The sequence below is a fragment of the uncultured Imperialibacter sp. genome (assembly GCF_963974565.1).
Lineage (GTDB): Bacteria > Bacteroidota > Bacteroidia > Cytophagales > Cyclobacteriaceae > Imperialibacter > Imperialibacter roseus.
In genome coordinates this window covers 31,831-49,004 of record NZ_CAXBCJ010000029.1, presented here as the reverse complement: position 1 = coordinate 49,004, position 17,174 = coordinate 31,831, and the positions used below count along the sequence as shown (strand labels likewise).

Annotated in this window: 15 protein-coding genes; 9 read left to right on the top strand and 6 right to left on the bottom strand. The window is 45.8% G+C overall.

Annotated features, from left to right (window positions below):
- The first annotated feature begins 1 nt into the window (after position 1).
- From AAC052_RS26190 to AAC052_RS26175, 4 genes are all read left to right on the top strand, one after another.
- The gene (locus tag AAC052_RS26190) at positions 2–1,864 is read left to right on the top strand and encodes a membrane-binding protein (RefSeq protein ID WP_317491300.1); all 1,863 of its coding nucleotides are present in this window, start codon (positions 2–4) and stop codon (positions 1,862–1,864) included.
- On the top strand, positions 1,865–2,233 hold the full coding sequence (locus AAC052_RS26185) for a CoA-binding protein (RefSeq protein ID WP_339816103.1): 369 nt from the start codon (positions 1,865–1,867) through the stop codon (positions 2,231–2,233).
- 151 nt (positions 2,234–2,384) lie between these two features.
- On the top strand, positions 2,385–4,268 hold the full coding sequence (locus AAC052_RS26180) for a T9SS type A sorting domain-containing protein (RefSeq protein ID WP_339816101.1): 1,884 nt from the start codon (positions 2,385–2,387) through the stop codon (positions 4,266–4,268).
- Between the two features lie 308 nt (positions 4,269–4,576).
- Positions 4,577–5,410: a hypothetical protein gene (locus AAC052_RS26175; RefSeq protein ID WP_339816100.1), complete on the top strand. Its 834-nt coding sequence runs from the start codon at positions 4,577–4,579 to the stop codon at positions 5,408–5,410.
- A gap of 62 nt (positions 5,411–5,472) precedes the next feature.
- Here AAC052_RS26175 and AAC052_RS26170 read toward each other — a convergent pair whose 3' ends face one another.
- Entirely contained in the window at positions 5,473–6,879 is a 1,407-nt protein-coding gene (locus AAC052_RS26170) for a leucine-rich repeat domain-containing protein (protein ID WP_339816099.1), read from the bottom strand.
- Positions 6,880–6,973: 94 nt separating this feature from the next.
- Here AAC052_RS26170 and gyrB point away from each other — a divergent pair, with 94 nt between their 5' ends.
- The gene (gene gyrB / locus AAC052_RS26165) at positions 6,974–8,935 is read left to right on the top strand and encodes a DNA topoisomerase (ATP-hydrolyzing) subunit B (RefSeq protein WP_317491305.1); all 1,962 of its coding nucleotides are present in this window, start codon (positions 6,974–6,976) and stop codon (positions 8,933–8,935) included.
- Positions 8,936–9,008: 73 nt separating this feature from the next.
- Entirely contained in the window at positions 9,009–11,132 is a 2,124-nt protein-coding gene (gene ppk1 / locus AAC052_RS26160; RefSeq protein ID WP_339816096.1) for a polyphosphate kinase 1, read from the top strand.
- A gap of 1 nt (position 11,133) precedes the next feature.
- On the opposite strand, the gene AAC052_RS26155 is transcribed toward ppk1, so the two are convergent.
- The 3 genes from AAC052_RS26155 to AAC052_RS26145 form a co-directional block, all read right to left on the bottom strand.
- The gene (locus tag AAC052_RS26155; protein WP_339816095.1) at positions 11,134–11,547 is read right to left on the bottom strand and encodes a PPC domain-containing DNA-binding protein; all 414 of its coding nucleotides are present in this window, start codon (positions 11,545–11,547) and stop codon (positions 11,134–11,136) included.
- Positions 11,544–12,029 (bottom strand): hypothetical protein, encoded by a 486-nt coding sequence (locus AAC052_RS26150; protein ID WP_317491308.1) that lies wholly within the window; start codon positions 12,027–12,029, stop codon positions 11,544–11,546. The genes AAC052_RS26155 and AAC052_RS26150 overlap by 4 nt, the downstream gene beginning before the upstream one ends.
- Before the next feature lie 100 nt (positions 12,030–12,129).
- On the bottom strand, positions 12,130–13,356 hold the full coding sequence (locus tag AAC052_RS26145; RefSeq protein WP_317491309.1) for an MFS transporter: 1,227 nt from the start codon (positions 13,354–13,356) through the stop codon (positions 12,130–12,132).
- A 121-nt stretch (positions 13,357–13,477) separates the two neighbouring features.
- Here AAC052_RS26145 and AAC052_RS26140 point away from each other — a divergent pair, with 121 nt between their 5' ends.
- Complete coding sequence (locus AAC052_RS26140) at positions 13,478–13,813, top strand: hypothetical protein (RefSeq protein WP_317491310.1); 336 nt, start codon at positions 13,478–13,480, stop codon at positions 13,811–13,813.
- A 13-nt stretch (positions 13,814–13,826) separates the two neighbouring features.
- Complete coding sequence (locus AAC052_RS26135) at positions 13,827–14,615, top strand: LexA family transcriptional regulator (protein WP_317491311.1); 789 nt, start codon at positions 13,827–13,829, stop codon at positions 14,613–14,615.
- Here the strand turns inward: AAC052_RS26135 and AAC052_RS26130 are convergent.
- A complete protein-coding gene (locus tag AAC052_RS26130) occupies positions 14,596–15,354 on the bottom strand; it encodes a hypothetical protein (RefSeq protein WP_339816094.1) in 759 nt (252 codons plus the stop codon). The genes AAC052_RS26135 and AAC052_RS26130 overlap by 20 nt on opposite strands.
- Before the next feature lie 9 nt (positions 15,355–15,363).
- Positions 15,364–16,440: an AMP-binding protein gene (locus AAC052_RS26125; protein ID WP_339816093.1), complete on the bottom strand. Its 1,077-nt coding sequence runs from the start codon at positions 16,438–16,440 to the stop codon at positions 15,364–15,366.
- 112 nt (positions 16,441–16,552) lie between these two features.
- Here AAC052_RS26125 and AAC052_RS26120 point away from each other — a divergent pair, with 112 nt between their 5' ends.
- Positions 16,553–17,104 carry an RNA polymerase sigma-70 factor gene (locus tag AAC052_RS26120; protein WP_317491314.1) on the top strand — a complete coding sequence of 184 codons (552 nt, stop codon included), beginning with the start codon at positions 16,553–16,555 and terminating at the stop codon, positions 17,102–17,104.
- Positions 17,105–17,174 lie beyond the last annotated feature (70 nt).

Sequence of the window (17,174 nt, the reverse complement as noted above, 5' to 3'; positions counted from 1 at the left end):
AATGGTAGCGACGGTCTTTAAACAGGTGTTCTTGCTGGCCTTTGGCCTTTTATGTGTCGTTCAGTCATTGACGGCGCAGGAGGAGAAGTCTGTTTACTATGACCAGGAAAAAAAGTACCTGAAGGAAAAATACCACGTTTCCTATGCCAACCCCCGAGAGCTACAGGGGCTTTACGAATCTTACTACGTGACTGGTAACAAGCAAATGATGGGCAACTACAGCCGGGGAACAGCTACGGGGCTGTGGGAGTACTATTATGAGAGTGGTGGGATAAAAATGAAGGGGTATCTCGAAAACGGAATCCCCTTCGGAAAATGGGAATACTTCTACGAAAGTGGCAAAAAGAGCATGCAGGGAAGCCTCTATGGCGAAGTGCGGGGAGGCAACTGGACGTTTTACTTTGAGCATGGAGACATAAAGAGTGAGGGGGCATTCAAAAATGGGGAACGCCAGGGTATTTGGAATTACTTCTACGAAGACGGAACGCTGAAGGCTCAGGCGTTTTATGAAAACGGCACAGGTATATATAAAGAGTTTTATCCATCAGGACAGCTAAAAGCACAGGGCTTGAATAAAGGTGGTAGAAGTGAAGGCAAGTGGGTATACTATTTTGAAGACGGAAGCAAGCAAGCTGAAGGCATGTTCAGGGAGGGTGAGCGAGTAGGGGATTGGAAATATTTCCACACCAATGGAGAGATTTCTGCAGAGGGGGCGTTTGAAGCCGGGACAAAGGAAGGCAACTGGAAGTATTATCACGAGGATGGAACGGTCAGTGCTGAGGGTAATCTGGCAGACGGTAAGAAAGATGGCTCATGGAAGCTGTTTGAAAGAGATGGACAAACGAAGGGAAGTGTTCTTTACCGTGACGGCTTTGGCACCTACACCGAGTACTTCGAGAGCGGTAAAATAAAGGTGAAAGGCGACTTGAAGGATGACGTGAAAGTTGGCCAGTGGTACTATTATTTTGAAAGTGGAGTGCTGGAGGGGGAATGTTTTTTCACTGACGGTGTGGGTGTTTTTCGGGGTTACTATGAGGACGGCACCTTGAAAATGGAGGGAGAGGTTCGAAATGGAGATAGAGTAGGCGAATGGAAACTCTACCACGAAGATGGCAGCCTGGCTGGGCTTTATAGGCCTATTTACGAGGATGATAAGCCAGTGTTCAGGCTTTCTGAAACCGAAAACCTTGTGCCCGACAGGGTGCCATATAACAAACCAGAGTACAAATTTAAAAATCGTAACTCCCGGTATTTTACGCCACGGGTCGGCGAATACAAGGGATGGATTTTTGCCACCAATCCCGCTGCGCCCCTGCTTGGGGGCTTACCGGTGTCCGTCGAACACTATTCACAGGAGAGACTGGGCTACGAATTTCAGTTTATTTATCTGAAACAACCATTTTTCAAAGGCTCCTCCTCTGTGCAGGACAATAAACTCTTTCTGCAAGGGAGCAGAATTAAGCTGCGCCAAAAGTTCTACGATAGCGATAACCTGTTTGGGATGTTCTACTTTGGCCAGGAGGTGGCATTTACCTCTATTGACCACCGTGCGCATATCATCGATTCGACGGGAGTGAACAACGGCCGTATTACAATCGGCACGCAGGAGCAGAAGATAGAATATGGGTTATTTCTTGGTAATCGCTGGCTGAGTGACCCCGGGGGCAGCGGCTTCACGGTGGACGCTTATATTGGAGCAGGTATCGGTTATAGGCTCCTGAGAAAGAATTATCAGGAGACTGCTGAACGAAATAATGTGTTTTCTGATTTAAACCAGAGCAATATTTCGTTTCCAATTATAATCGGGGTGAATATCGGATTCTTAGTCGGGCCCAAAAATGGCCCCGGTTTTTTCGTTAACTAGATGAGTAAAAAGACAGTAATACTAGGCGCCACCACCAATCCTCAGCGGTATGCCTATATCGCAGCTGACAGGCTTTTGAAGGCAGGCCACGAAATTGTTCCCGTAGGCATCAAAAAGGGAGAGGTCTTTGGCCATAAAATTTTAGACGTAACATCCTCGCCCTTGATAAATGAGGTAGACACCATTACAATGTATGTTGGCCCTCAGCATCAGAAGAGCCTTTACGACTATATTACCCAATTGCACCCAAAAAGAGTGGTGTTCAACCCTGGCAGTGAGAACCCTGAGCTTGAGGAGCTGCTTCGTAGTGAAGGAGTAGAGGTAGTTGAAGGATGTACACTCGTTATGCTTTCCACCAATCAATACTGAAAAAAGGCTGATTTCAGGTTTCCCGGATTTCGATTCATCCAAGGAAACACATAGTTGGGCGAAACCATGTCCTGCTTAGTCGAGTCTTCAACACCTGCTTGATTTAGCGCCGTACTTTTAGGAAGATTTAAGAATTTCTAAGAGTACGGCTATGAAGAATGTATTAGTTTATTTTGCCATTTTATCAGGAATATTTACTTCAGCGCAGGGTCAGTCAGTAATCAATGCCTATGCCAAAGTCACCAACGTTTCTGGTGCCAACCTTTCACTATCCAACGTAAATGAGACGTACGCCACTTTCGAAGCGGGTGAGAAACTTCTTATTATGCAAATGCAGGACAATGTAATTGGGACAAACACTGGGAACAATTCCAACTTTGGCAACATTGCAGCGATAGGAAGTGCCGGACTTTATGAGCAGGCCACCATTCAGTCCGTAACAGAATCGGCGGGTACTCCCACATCAATCACGCTCACTTCATCACTCACCAACACTTACTACACTGGCACCAACAGCTCTGTTCAGATTATCTCATTCCCTGAGTATGTCAACTACACCACAACTGCCGACCTCACTGCCCTTCCCTGGAATGGGAACGTAGGTGGTGTTTTTGCTATTGATGTCAATAATACCCTGACCCTTGCAAATAACATTTCTGTGAATGCTCAGGGTTTCGTCGGCGGCATACCAAATCCCACTGGAGATGGCAGCGCTTGTGATGCTGCTACCTACATTTCCAACTCCAATAGTTACGCCAGAAAAGGCGAGAGCATTTATAAAGTAACATCTACCAACTACCGTGCTGCCAGAGGTAAGGTAGCCAACGGCGGCGGTGGTGGCAACTTCCACAATGCCGGCGGTGGCGGTGGTGGTAACTACACTACAGGTGGTACTGGCGGCCCAGGTTGGAACGGCTCTGCTGGCGGCTGCACCCCTACATCCGGTGGCCTTGGAGGATTGGATCTTAGTGACTACATCACTGCATCGAGGGTGTTCATGGGTGGCGGCGGCGGAGGCGGCCAGCAAAACAACGGGCTGTCTCTTACAGGTGGTGCCGGCGGAGGAATCATCATCATCAGGGCTTCAACTATTCAAACCAATGGCGGCTGTGGCGGCTTGTCAATCACGGCAAATGGTGCAAGTAAAGGCCTTACAGGAAACGACGGAGGTGCTGGTGCTGGTGCTGGAGGATCGATCGTCTTCCAGGTAAACAACTGGAGCCTGAGCTGTGCTGTTGCCACAGAGGCCAACGGAGGAAACGGAAGTTCTGTTAACGACGGTAGTACCCACGGCGGTGGCGGTGGCGGCGGCAAAGGAGTGATTATTTTCTCCGGAACAGTGCCGGCAACCAATTTTTCTACAAGCAACGCCCAGGGTACTGGTGGTGCCAATGGAACCGGCGGAGGCGCAGGAACTGCCGTCGCCGGAGGCGCAACTCCTTCGAGCGCAACGGCCGATGCCGATGGTGTTATGGAGTCTTCTTCAGGTGTGTTGCCGGTTGAGCTTCTTAACTGGAACGGAAAGGAAGTTGACAATCAGGTTCTACTAACCTGGACTACTGCCGCTGAAAAGAACAACCATTACTTCACTATTGAAAGATCTTCTGATGCCAAAAATTGGGAAGTCTTTGAAATAGTGGAAGGAGCAGGCACTACAGACCGCAAAATGTATTACGACCTGATGGATGAAGAGCCAATGCCTTCAACCAACTACTACAGACTGTCGCAAACTGACTATGATGGAACCACTGAGGTGTTTGAAATAGTGTCGGTGAAGCTCGACCTTTTTGAGACGAATTTGCTGCTATACCCCAATCCTAGCAACGGATTGTTCAAGATAAAACTGCCCGAAGTACTGCTGGAGGCCGACTATGCCATACAAATGTTTGACGTCAATGGAAGAGCGGTTGAGACCAATGTAAGTCAGGGGTGGGGAGAAGTGGCTGTGGATGCAACCTCGTTGTCAACGGGATACTACTTTGTGAAAGTAGTCGTCGGTAGCTACGTTCAGAATATCAAAGTAATTATCGATTGATAGCTTATTTATATCTGAATATCAGTTAGTTATGTCTTATTCCAAAAGCTCTGCTTGTCCGGTAATTGCTACGATGGAAAGTTTAGAAGTAAGGTGTCTTACCAACGATCGAAATTCTGGACTGTATGCAAGTTGGCTATCGCTTTCCATTCCAGACCGCTGGTTGGATCGCATCTGGCTTGGCGGACGGCCGCTGAAATTTGGTCTGCGAAATGGTAATGTTCAACGAAATTTTAAGGGAGTTAGTCGACACTTTCCATTTGACATCTTAATGATACCTAAATTCATTTCATCTAAATAACAGTGCCATGAAGTCAACGCTAATTGTTCTCGCCTTTTTATCTGTAGCACTTCTAAGTGCCGAAGGAAAAGCCATTACTGATGGAACGAAAAGAGTTAATAACGATACTGAAATTTTCGATGAGGAGGTCACCAACCATGGTGGGTCGCAAGACAACTGGAGGTTGGACTTCGAGGGAGAATTACTGGATGTTATGTTCGAAGTTAGCCCGGAACATTGGCCAATCGCAGATGATCAGGTAAACGCCATTGTGGGCGATGACTATAGTAAAGGCGCACATGCCATATTTCCGGAGGTTTCTAAATTGAACCTAAGGAGCTGGACAGCCACTTCTACAAATGAGCAAGTGGAACTTTCCTGGGTTACAACCAGCGAAAACAACAACAAGTACTTTACCATAGAAAAGTCGTCTGATGCCCTCAACTGGTCTGTTTTAGGCATCGTAAAGGCTGCTTGTACAAAATCCAGTGAAACGCAGTACAAGTTTGAGGATAAAAACCCATTGCCGGTTGCCACTTATTATCGACTGTCGCAGACAAGCAGCGAAGGAGCAAGGGAAGTGTTTGATGTGCGAAAAGTAACAGTTGATTTTGCTGACCACAAACCAGCAGTTCACAAAGCCAAAGAACAAAAAGCATTCGAAATCAGGCTGGAAGATGCTCTGTACGATCTGGGATATGCAACAACGGTGCTTGATCGCAATGGCGCTCCTGTTGAATTTAGTATGACGCAAGAATCAGATGGAGTTCTCTTTGATGTCTCGTCTCTTGCTCCGGGTCACTACTCAGTGAAGTTTGATATCGGCGATTACGACGAGCAATTCGATGTAGTAATTGACTGACCGTCGACCATTATGCGGCTAACCCCTAAGCTGCTTTCTATTCGGGCGTTGAAGCGCACCATCTAGTTGGCCATAGCCTTGTAGTCAATAAGGATGTCATTGGCCGTCATGTAGTTTTTTAGGAATTCCACCGTGTCCGCTTCTTTACCTGTGAAATCCTTAATGAGCTCATTGTTAAAAAAGAAAACCTTGAGCTCATCGAGTTTTGTTACCTCTCTCGGAAAATCCCTGATATCATTGTTAGATACTTTTAACTCTCTTAATTTTTTCAAAGTCAGAACAAACAAAGGAAACGCACTGAGATAATTGTTGTTGACGTGGAATATCTCCAGATTATTCAGTTTCCCAAACTCTTCAGGCAGGTAGCTAAGCCGGTTGTGGTGAAGGTACAGGGCTTTTAGACGTGGCAGGTCTGCAATTTCAGCCGGAACAGAATAGAGCTTGTTGTAAGAAGTATACAGTATTTCCAACTCACTGAAATTGTTGATGGCCGGATCAATCACCTCAAGTTCATTATGATAGATGTCGATCACCTTAAGCTTTCTCAGATTGTAGAAACTTGCAGGGAGTTGCCTGATCCTGTTTTTGTACATTGAAAAAGCTTCCAGTTGTTCAAACCCGTCGATCCAATCAGGAATGTCAAGAATCGCATTATTGTTGAACTGCAGGTTGTTGAGTTCTTTCAGTGCCAGCAGATTTGGTGTGAGGTAGTTGATGTCGTTGTTGTCTAAATTCAATAGCTGCAGGCGTCGGAGGGGACGCAGGTTCTGTCCATCTGTTTGAATGCAGTTGTTCTCCAGCTTCAGGGCCCTCAGTGTTCTGATGCGGCCGGTTCTCGATGGGAGGCTCGTTAATTCATTGTTCATCATTACCAGTTCTTCAATTCTCCGAAGCCTGTTTATCTGCCTGGGGACTTCATCAAGGTTATTTTGATTCAAATAAACCTTGCTAATCTGCCAGTTCCATCCTGCGGTCAATCCCAGGCTGTCGAGCCGATTGTACGAGAGGTCAACTACGTCCAGCTGCTTGAGTTTTCGCAGTTTACCAGGGAGCCTGTCAATAAAATTGCTTCTCAGGTCAAGTGACTCAAGTCGCTTTAACTGATAGACAAATGCCGGTATCTCCCTCAAACGATTCCCTGACAAATCAAGCCTTCTCAGGGAATCGAGGTGAACGCCAGCCAGGTCATCGGGATTAAAAAGAGTGCTGCTTAAACTTAACCCTGTAATATGTGGATAGGCAGCTAGAATGATACCTAAACTGTCTGTTTGACAGTGCGAAAGGTTAAGAAATTTAATGGTGTCTTTTTGGGTGTTGGCAATAGCGGTTCGCCAATTAAACTCCCCCATTTCAATCGAAAATTTGGTTCTCACTTCGCTGCCTTTTTTTGAGGCAGACGTCGATTGAGCCCAAAGAAAAACTGGGAAAATAATGATTAAAAACGATAACACTGCATATTTGCTTTTCATACCTTAAAACTAAGGATTTAGTTGATTATTTCCTACTGTTAAACATGTATAAGAGTGATAATTATACTATTTTTGACGAGCTTAAAACTGAAAGATGAGTGACGAAAAAGGAAGTAACAAAAGCAACAATTATTCAGCACAAAATATCCAGGTCCTTGAAGGACTAGAGGCCGTAAGAAAGAGGCCGGCCATGTACATAGGTGATGTGGGCATTAGAGGCCTTCACCATATGGTTTGGGAAGTAGTAGACAACTCCATTGACGAAGCACTGGCAGGCTATTGTGACCTTATCAAGGTGACAATTGAAACTGATAACTCCATTCTTGTCGAAGACAACGGTAGGGGTATTCCCACCGACATCATGGAGAAAGAGCAGAAGTCTGCCCTGGAGGTAGTAATGACTGTGCTCCACGCCGGAGGTAAGTTTGATAAAGACACTTACAAAGTATCAGGTGGTCTTCACGGAGTAGGTGTTTCTTGTGTGAATGCGTTATCGACCCAATTGGTTGCCACAGTCCACAGAAACGGCAAAATTTATCAGCAGGAATTCGCCAAAGGTATACCCCAAACCAAGGTAAGTGAAATTGGCGAAACCGATCAGCGTGGTACTACGATCCATTTCAAGCCCGACGGGAGCATTTTCACGTCGCTGGAATATAACTACGAAACAGTGGCCAGCCGATTGAGGGAATTGTCTTACCTCAATGCCGGTATACACATCACGTTGACTGACAAGCGGAACCTCGATGACAATGGTCTTCCTGTCAGTGACGATTTCCATTCGGAAGGAGGGCTTGCCGAGTTTGTTGAATACCTCGACTCCACAAGGGAGAAGCTTATTCCAGCGCCTATCTATATCGATGGTGAAAAGGGTGATATCCCTGTGCAGGTGGCCATGAACTACAATACCTCTTACTCCGAGAACGTGGTGTCGTATGTCAACAACATCAACACCATTGAAGGAGGTACGCATGTGGCTGGCTTCAGAAGGGCACTGACACGTACATTGAAGGCTTATGCCGACAAGTCGGGGCTTCTCGACAAAGTGAAGATGGAAATTGCCGGCGATGACTTCAGAGAAGGGCTTACAGCCGTTATTTCGGTAAAAGTGGCTGAACCTCAGTTTGAAGGACAAACCAAAACCAAACTTGGTAACTCCGACGTAATGGGCGCTGTTGATACCACTGTTTCAGAGATGCTGCAGTATTATCTGGAAGAGCACCCTAAGGAAGCTAAGATGATTGTTTCTAAGGTGATTCTTGCTGCCCAGGCACGTCATGCAGCTCGCAAGGCCCGTGAGATGGTGCAGCGCAAAAACGTATTGTCAGGCACAGGTCTTCCGGGTAAACTGGCCGACTGTTCTGACAAGGATCCCGCTGTGTGTGAATTGTATCTTGTGGAAGGGGACTCTGCCGGTGGTTCGGCCAAGCAGGGCAGAGACAGGAAGTTCCAGGCCATTTTGCCTTTGAGAGGTAAGATTCTGAACGTCGAAAAAGCACAAGAGCATAGGATATACGACAACGAAGAGATCAAGAACATGATCACAGCGCTTGGCGTGAGCTTTGGCACTGAGGATGATGAGAAAGGTCTCAACATGGAGAAGCTTCGTTATCACAAGGTGATCATTATGACGGATGCGGACATTGACGGAAGTCATATACGTACGCTGATCCTGACATTCTTCTTCCGTTACATGAGAGCCTTGATTGAAAAGGGCTACCTCTACATTGCACTACCGCCTTTGTACCTTTTGAAAAAGGGCAAAGAGGAGCGTTATGCCTGGTCGGAAGACGACAGGATAAGAACTGCCAAGGAAATGGCTGGCGATGGTAAAGAAGATTCTATTGGTTTGCAGCGCTACAAAGGTTTGGGTGAAATGAACCCGGAGCAGCTGTGGACAACAACGATGAACCCTGAGTTCAGGAGCCTGAAGCAGGTGACCATAGAGTCGGCGGCAGAGGCCGATCATCTTTTCAGCATGCTTATGGGCGATGAAGTGGCTCCAAGGCGTGAATTCATTGAAAAGAATGCCAAGTATGCGAAGGTAGATGTTTAAATAATCGAATCGGAAAAGCTAATTTAGGGTTCGACAACATCGAACCCTTTTTTGTTTATAAATACAGACTTACATGAGCGACCTGATCCTTAAAGACCGCTATTCAACACAAATAGATAACAGTCAATACATTAGCCGGGATTTAAGCTGGCTGAAGTTCAACCATCGGGTGCTTGATCAGGCCAAAAAGGAGGGAAGACCCTTGCTCGACAGGCTGAAGTTCCTCGCTATTACGGCTTCCAATGCTGATGAGTTTTTCATGATCAGAATGGGCTCGCTGTACAACTACCTGGACTATGGCAAGGAAAGAGTGGATCTCTCCGGGCTCAAGGCAATTCCGTTCAAACGCAGGCTCTTAAGTGAGTTCAAGATTTTTACGAAAGAGCAGACAGACTACTTTGTGGAGCACCTTTTGCCAGAACTCCCAAAGAATGGTATAAAGATTACCCAGGTAGAAAACCTGCAAAAGAAGGAGCAGGAAAGAGTTAAAAACTACTTTCAAAAAGTGGTCCACCCCATGCTCACTCCAATGGTGTTTGACTCATTTCACACTTTTCCTATCCTGGTCAATAACGTGCTTATTTTTGGTGTGGTTACCAGAAGCAGGGAGGAGCATGAGGAGAAAAGGAAGATGTCTTTTATTCAGATCCCCACCAACCTTCCCAGGTTTTATGAGATAGAACGGAACGATACATTTTATTTCGTGCCGATAGAAGACATTGTCAGAACATATATCGACTCGTTTTTCAAGAACGTCGAAATAATTTCTGAGACCTTATTTAGGGTTACGAGGAATGGTGATTTTACTTTGGAGGAGTCGGAGGATCTGGAGGCCAACTTTATCGATGAGCTAAAGAGTAAGCTGAAAACCAGGAAAACAGGAAGAGTCGTTCGGATCGAGGTGGAGGATAAATACGATAAGTGGCTCATAAAGCAATTGAAGCTGAGGTGGGAGCTGGACGAAGAAAACGTTATCACTGTCCACAAACCTGGCTTGATGGATTACACCGGCCTCTGGCAGATCGTGAAACACCCTGAGTTTTCGCACCTCTGCACACCTATTCCAGCTCCGGTTCAGCCGGTCAGTATCAGTCAGGATGCCGACGAAAATATCTTCAAGATACTGAAGCGTAGGGATATCATGCTTCATCACCCATACAACTCGTTTGAGCCGCTGATGAACCTGCTTGAAAAGGCAGCAGAGGATCCTCACGTATTGTCGATCAAGCTTACTATTTACCGGCTGGCTAAGAATAGCAGGATTATAGAATCGCTGTTAAATGCGGCTGAAAATGGGAAGCACGTTTCGGTACTTTTTGAAGTCAAAGCACGATTTGACGAAGAGAACAACATGCGGGAGGCCAAGCGACTGCAAAAGGCCGGGTGCTTTGTGATCTATGGGGTAGGGCTATTAAAAACCCACACGAAGCTGATGCTGATCGTGCGTAAGGAGGGGGAGAAGGTTACCCGCTATGTGCACCTTGCCAGTGGTAACTACAATGAGGCCACCGCCAGATTGTATACCGACGTAGGCATTCTAAGCACCAACGAGGTGTACGCCAGCGACGTGTCGGAGTTCTTTAACGCCATTACCGGGCATTCTTACCCTGAAAAATATGAGAACCTGATCACAGCACCGAGGGAAATGAGAAACTCGTTGATAGAGCTCATTCTCAATGAAGCGAAGAACGCCACCTCAGGCTTACCTAGTGGCATAGTCATCAAAATCAATTCGTTGCAAGACATCGACGTGATCAATGCCCTCTACCAGGCTTCGCAGGCTGGTGTCCAAATAAAGCTGACAGTTCGGGGTATTTGTTGCCTTCGCCCCGGCAGAGCCGGGCTAAGCGAGAATATTGCCGTGAGCTCGATTGTAGGAGAGTATTTGGAGCATTCCCGTATCTTTTACTTCCACAACAATTGCGAACCAAAAGTGTATGCTGGAAGCGCCGACATCATGGTAAGGAGCTTTGATCGCCGCCTGGAATCACTTTTTCTGATTAATGATCCATTCCTTAAAAAGCAAGCCATCAATATTCTGAAGTTCAACCAGAAGGATAACTACAACAAGTATGTGATGCAGGAAGACGGTAGCTACGAAGCTGTTCAACCAGGGGAAAATGAACCGATTTTCAACATCCATAAGGAGTTTTACCGGGTAACGAGGGACATGATTGAGAATGCGAGCCTCTTTTAGGCTAACTTTTCTTTTCCACGTTGAGCTCAAGGTAGCCAGTAACTGCATCGGGGAGCCGCTTGAAAACGACTCCTTCAAGCTCGGCCAAGACAATTTCAGCAGTTGTATAAATTTCGCACCCGTCCATCAGGTGGCCGCCGATAGTTTTCCCATCACCGTGTGATAATGAGATGTGCAGGTGAATACCGTGCCTGGAGAGAGTGCCTGTTAGCGATACAATTTCGTATTTGCCTTCGGTTATTGTGGTAGTGTTGCTATCGGCATACCGTATCGCTGCTTTTTTAAGGCTTCCAACACAAGTAGTGATTGCGGCAGCATCAACCTTATGCGTCTTAGCCCAGGCCGAAAGCGCTTCTCTAAGCATTTGCCCGGGCACCAACCTTATCGTGTGAAAGGAAGCTGACTTGGCCTTCATATCGTATTATCTTGAATGATAGTCTGAAGTTGCTCGTTGTACTCCTTTAGTCGGGCGAGCAGTCTTTCTTTCGATTTGTCGCTATCGAGCTCTATTTTTTGACCATCGTCAAACTTGATGTACGCCTGGCAGCTCTGCGATTTGAAGTCAAATTTTGCTCCGCTTCGGCTCACCATCCGTTCTGACTCCACTATTTTGTTGATAAAAATTTTCTCGATGCCAGTATAGTCTTTCCAGGTACCGCTTTGAAACCAAAGTAAAGACACAAATTCTTTGTATTGCTTTTGAGAGGTGTCAAGAGACAGCCCATATCTGGCAGTAAGCATAAGTGCTCCTAAAAAAACGGAAGCGGAAGAAACCAGAAAGCCGAACAGGTTGATGTGCTGAGTGAAAAATATGATGGCAAAGACTAAAGCAAGGATGCCAAAGAACCTGAATTGCTTTGGCAGCACATATTCGTGCATGATATTGAGAGGCTCCATGGCACTAAATTTTTCGAATAGATGAAGTTACAATTCAATGGATAACAAAAAAAAAGCCACCTCGTTGGAAGTGGCTTTTATCAATTCGGTTTTGATTTTGTTAGTGTGCGGCTTCAACGGCAGGCTTCTTACCTTTCTGCCAGAAGAAGAAGATGGTGAATGCCACTATCAGGATGCCTGGGAAGAATAACATGGTAGTCAACGTCTCTTGTCCTGCGGCCAATTCCAGCGCATCTCCGGTAAGGCCCTGCGACAACGCTTCAGCTCTGGCATCGTCAATCCATCCTCCAATAATTGGCTGCCAGATAGAGGTAGAAAACATACCCACACCGCCAACGATCGACATACCGAGAGCACCGCTAAGGGGCGCCCGTTGCGCAACTGCTCCAACCATTACTGGCCAGAAATAGCAAACGCCAATGGCAAATATAACGGCTGCAGCGTAAGCCGTAGGGCCGGTAACTGTACTGAATAAGTAGATTCCTATGAAAGTGAAAATAGCTCCTCCAAGTAAAACACCGGTTTGGCCGAGAGCTTTTACAACCGGGCCGGCGAAGAATCGGCCTACTGCCATTACACCTGTGGTTAACGCCAATAACACCATGCCGCTAACGCCACTGCTATTGAGTACAATGTTTACCCACTGCTGAGGACCAAATTCTGAAATGGCTGTAAAGGCCATGAACACAAAGAGGAAAATGTAAACTGGTGAGATCATCGCCTTGAAGTTTTCAGCCAATGAAGACTGGCCTTCAATCTTAGGTTTAGGGAATGTTTGTCCCCAGAACAGGTAAGCGTAGATAAGTGTGGGGATGATAAGCACCCAAATTTGAGACTGCCAGGTCATGCCTGCGTCGGTCATGAACTTTGAAATAAGGCTACCAATAACAATGCCCCCAGGGAACCACATATGGAACCTGTTTAGCATTTTATTCATCGTTGTACCCGAATAGGAGTCAGCAATCATCGGGTTACATGCTGCTTCAGTACAGCCGTTGCCAAAGCCAATGAAAAGTGTCGAGATGATCAGGGTCCAGTAACCACCTGCATAGATGGTGAGCAGAATTCCTATGGCATGTGATAAGAGGGCCACCTGCATGATAACTTTAGGGCCTACTGAGTAGTAAACCAGCCCCCCAATGATCATGGAGATGGGAAAGCCCAAAAACCACATTGAATTGATGAAGCCAAGTTGTTCGGCAGTCAGGTTGAATTCCTGGCCCAGCTGGGGTAAAATTCCCGCCCGAATCGAAAAGGTGAAGGCAGTAGTGATCAGCGCAAAGCAACTGCCGTAAAATAACCTGTTCTTGTTATCTGTTTCAGACATGTGTAGTGTAGTTTAAGTGGTTCATAGAATTCCCTGAAATTATCATTATTTAATTTTTTTTAATATCCCTTTCACGTAAAAATACTTTTTACTAAATTTATTGTCACAAAAGCTAAATATTATGGAGTTAAGAGCTTTAAGCGACAATAATGTTAGCATGAGCAATGTCTCATCCTACGATTCAAGTCATTTTGATGACCAATATAAGATAAAGATTACTTCGAAGAAGCTTCATTCGGGAAGATGCCAGGTAAAATTTTATGCAAGTATTGCTGATCGCAAACAACTGTATGGCTATGTGCTGGTGAATGCTGAGGAAACACTTAAAAAAGTGATGGAGAGAATCCGTATGCGGCTTGACCGGATGAATACCAGTGATTCATTTCATCACATTAATTTGTACAGCATCGGCAAAAAGGATGCTGACGACCTTAACTTTATTATTTTTGACGCCTGATAACGCTATTGACATGGTTAATATAAACGAGAACATACGTTTTTTGAGAAAGCAGAAAGGGCTGACACAAGAACAGTTTGCTGAAAAAGTAGGCATCAAACGGTCTGTCGTAGGAGCGTACGAGGAGGGGAGAGCATCCCCGCCACTTGAAACACTTCTTAAGATGGCCGAGCTTTTCCAGATCACAGCGGACGATTTTATCAGTAAAAACCTGAGCAAAGGAGAGGAAGCATCGCCGATTGGGGCTGGTGGAAATTCACCCAAGTTCAAAGTGCTGTCTATTACTGTCGATAAAGATGACAATGAGAACATAGAGCTTGTTCCGCAAAAGGCCTCTGCGGGCTATCTGAATGGTTTTGCTGATCCGGAATATATCGAGGAGCTACCACGTTTTCAGCTGCCCGTGTTGCCAAAAAATGCGACCTACAGAGCGTTTGAGATTAGCGGCGATTCCATGCTGCCTCTTGAAAGTGGCACTATTATCATAGGCCAATACCTGGAGAGTTCGAATGATATAAAAAATGGGAAAACCTATGTGTTGGTGACCAGCAAAGAGGGTGTTGTTTACAAGCGGGTATTCAATTACCTCAAGGACAATGGCAAGCTCTATCTGGTATCAGACAATTCTGTTTACACGCCCTATGAAATTCAGGGAAGTGAGGTGCTCGAAATTTGGGAAGCAAAGGCTTTTATTAGCTTCAAATTTCCTGACGATGGAAAATCGTCAGAGTTGAGCCTGGAAAAGCTCACGCAGATAGTGCTGGAGTTGCAACAGGAAGTTGTTAAGCTGAAGGACCGGTAATAAGGTCTTCAAATGCGGCTTCGAGTTTGGTGAGCCATTCTTTCTTTTTGCTGATATGGAGGTTGGCCTTTGACAGGTTGAACCATTGACCACCCCCAATATTCAGGAAGGTATCTCCCTTGGTATTATAGTTTGGTTGCACGTCCTCCGGGTAGTATTCGGCGATGTAAATTTGCTTTAGTACCTTCCCAAGCTTTTCCCAGGGTATTTTTTTGTTGACGACCAGGCCACCCAATCGTTCCTCAATGAAGGCTTCTCTTTTTTCAAATGAGCCTTTCAAAGAAAGCTTTCTTTCGCCCTTCACAAAGTCCATCTCAAGTGGTTTTTCAACCTTAGCAGCTTCAATGCAGGCTTGCTGCAACTCCTGAAGCCAATACTCCCAGCTGCCTGTGTTGGCGGGATATTTTGCCTCATCCCCCGGAAGGGTCACTTTTATTTTGCACCGACTCAGCTTATCGGCCTTGCCACTCCAGGTAGTTTTTTTGATCAGCTCTTCCAACGACTCATTCCACACGCCGGGAAGTGAGCCCGACCAGTTGATGTCATCATCTCCAGTGAACCCTTCATTGAGTATTTCGTCCTCTTCAAGTGCTTCTCTGTCGGTATAGGTGAGTGTAAATGAAACAGCTACACTGTCAGCGGGTGCTAGCTCTGCATGGATATGAAAAGAATATGGGGCAGGGATGTTCTGTGTGAAATAGTCAATGGAGATCGTGTTGGTCATGTAGTAGTGCTTCAAAGGACAAATTTAAGACAAAACTGAATCAACTGTTTTCAATTTGTCGACTTTGCCCGACGATGTTTTTATAAAGTGCTCTAAAATGTAAATGTGCTTCGGGGCATGATAGGCTGGGAGCTTGGCCTTTAAGGTTTCAATTAGACCAGAGACTTCGATATTTTGAGCCGACTCAATACATAGAACTAACCTTTGGCCCAGTTTTTCGTCAGGCACCCCAGATGTGAAGAACTGTGCGCCGGGCACCACAGCGTCGAGTTCGGAGGCAATGAGTTTGTCCACTTCTTCAGGAAAAATTTTGACACCTCCTGAATTGACAACATTGTCGTAGCGCCCTTTCCATAAAAAGGTGGAAGGACTTGTTAGTTCAACGATGTCATTGGTGGTCACCGGTTGGTTGCCAGTCACCTCACCTGTTATCACAAGGCATCCTCGGTCATCAGTTGCTAGTTCAATGCCGGGCAGCGACATAAACTCGTCTGAGAGGTCTTCACCATTTAGGTGCTTTAATGCCACGTGGGATATGGTCTCCGTCATGCCGTACGTATGGTACACAGGAGGGGCAGTCGAGGTTAATTTTGTCAGATAGTTTGCCTGAACAGGCGCTCCTCCAATGAGTACGGCACTTGCCTTGTTCAAAATTTGCGGGGCTGCGTCGAGCAAGTTGTATAATTGAAGAGGAACGAGGGACATTAAGCCCAACGAGGGCAGCGCATCAAGCTGATCCATTAACCGGGTGGTCGGAGTAATGATCTGCAAGGGCAGGTCATGAATAAGTGCACGCACCAATTGCATTTTTCCTCCTATGTAGCGGGCATCAATGCAAACCGTAACCGGTGTCTTCTGGGCGATTTTCAGGAAGTTGACTGTTGCCTTAGCGCTGGCGATCATTTGGTTCCTGGTCACTTCAATTTCTTTTGGAATGCCGGTGGATCCTGATGTATGGAGGGTGAACCGATTTGAGCCTGACAGCCATTCTTTGATGAATAGGAGAATTCCCTGTTCGTAGTTGTCGAATGTACTCAAGTCGTCAGCTGATGTCAAATCAACCCTTTTGTCGTTCAGCCAGATGGTGCTATTGTAAATCAATCAGTGAAGGTGTATTAAGTTAATGATCAAATGATGGCAAATAATAGATTTGTTGGACTGAATTTATATTTTTGATTTTCCATCAAATATAAGTTGATAACACTACTAGAACTTGACAGAGTCTGATTTTTTACTGGTTGAGCGGTTACGCAATAAGGAGGAAGGGGCATTTGAGATTGTTTTCAACTCGTTCTACTCGATTCTTTGCAGCTATGCTAACAAATACCTGAATGACCCGGAGTCGGCGGAAGAAATTGTGCAGGACGTATTTGTTAAGTTTTGGGAGAAGTGCGAGTCGCTGGCTCCCGACTCGTCTGTCAAATCTTATCTGTTCAGGTCGGTTCACAACACTTGCCTTAACCACCTGAAGCATTTGAAGGTAAGGGACGCCTACAAGCATTATGTTGTCAACTACCTCGAAAAAGAATCAACCTACGCTTATGGGATTCACGAAGAGCCGGATTTGGAACAAAAGATTGAGGTGGCAATAAGCTCGCTGCCTCCACAGTGTCAGCGAATTTTTAGAATGAGCAGGTTTGACGGGTTGAAATACCAGGAGATAGCCGACCATATTGGCATTTCTGTGAAGACCGTTGAAGTGCAGATGGGTAAGGCACTTAGGTTGCTGCGTGAAAAGCTGAAAGATTTCTTGAAAGACAATTGATTGATGTTTTTTTGAATTAGCCCGGCAAATTTCAGAACTTAGGAAGCTATTGATACATAGCTTGATTCTC

Coding starts and splice junctions, on each gene's coding strand:
- AAC052_RS26145 (WP_317491309.1), bottom strand. CDS start 13,356: ATGTCTGAAACAGATAACAAGAACAGGTTATTTTACGGCAGTTGCTTT.
- AAC052_RS26190 (WP_317491300.1), top strand. CDS start 2: ATGGTAGCGACGGTCTTTAAACAGGTGTTCTTGCTGGCCTTTGGCCTT.
- ppk1 (WP_339816096.1), top strand. CDS start 9,009: ATGAGCGACCTGATCCTTAAAGACCGCTATTCAACACAAATAGATAAC.
- AAC052_RS26185 (WP_339816103.1), top strand. CDS start 1,865: ATGAGTAAAAAGACAGTAATACTAGGCGCCACCACCAATCCTCAGCGG.
- AAC052_RS26155 (WP_339816095.1), bottom strand. CDS start 11,547: ATGAAGGCCAAGTCAGCTTCCTTTCACACGATAAGGTTGGTGCCCGGG.
- AAC052_RS26180 (WP_339816101.1), top strand. CDS start 2,385: ATGAAGAATGTATTAGTTTATTTTGCCATTTTATCAGGAATATTTACT.
- AAC052_RS26135 (WP_317491311.1), top strand. CDS start 13,827: ATGGTTAATATAAACGAGAACATACGTTTTTTGAGAAAGCAGAAAGGG.
- AAC052_RS26150 (WP_317491308.1), bottom strand. CDS start 12,029: ATGGAGCCTCTCAATATCATGCACGAATATGTGCTGCCAAAGCAATTC.
- AAC052_RS26170 (WP_339816099.1), bottom strand. CDS start 6,879: ATGAAAAGCAAATATGCAGTGTTATCGTTTTTAATCATTATTTTCCCA.
- AAC052_RS26175 (WP_339816100.1), top strand. CDS start 4,577: ATGAAGTCAACGCTAATTGTTCTCGCCTTTTTATCTGTAGCACTTCTA.
- gyrB (WP_317491305.1), top strand. CDS start 6,974: ATGAGTGACGAAAAAGGAAGTAACAAAAGCAACAATTATTCAGCACAA.
- AAC052_RS26140 (WP_317491310.1), top strand. CDS start 13,478: ATGGAGTTAAGAGCTTTAAGCGACAATAATGTTAGCATGAGCAATGTC.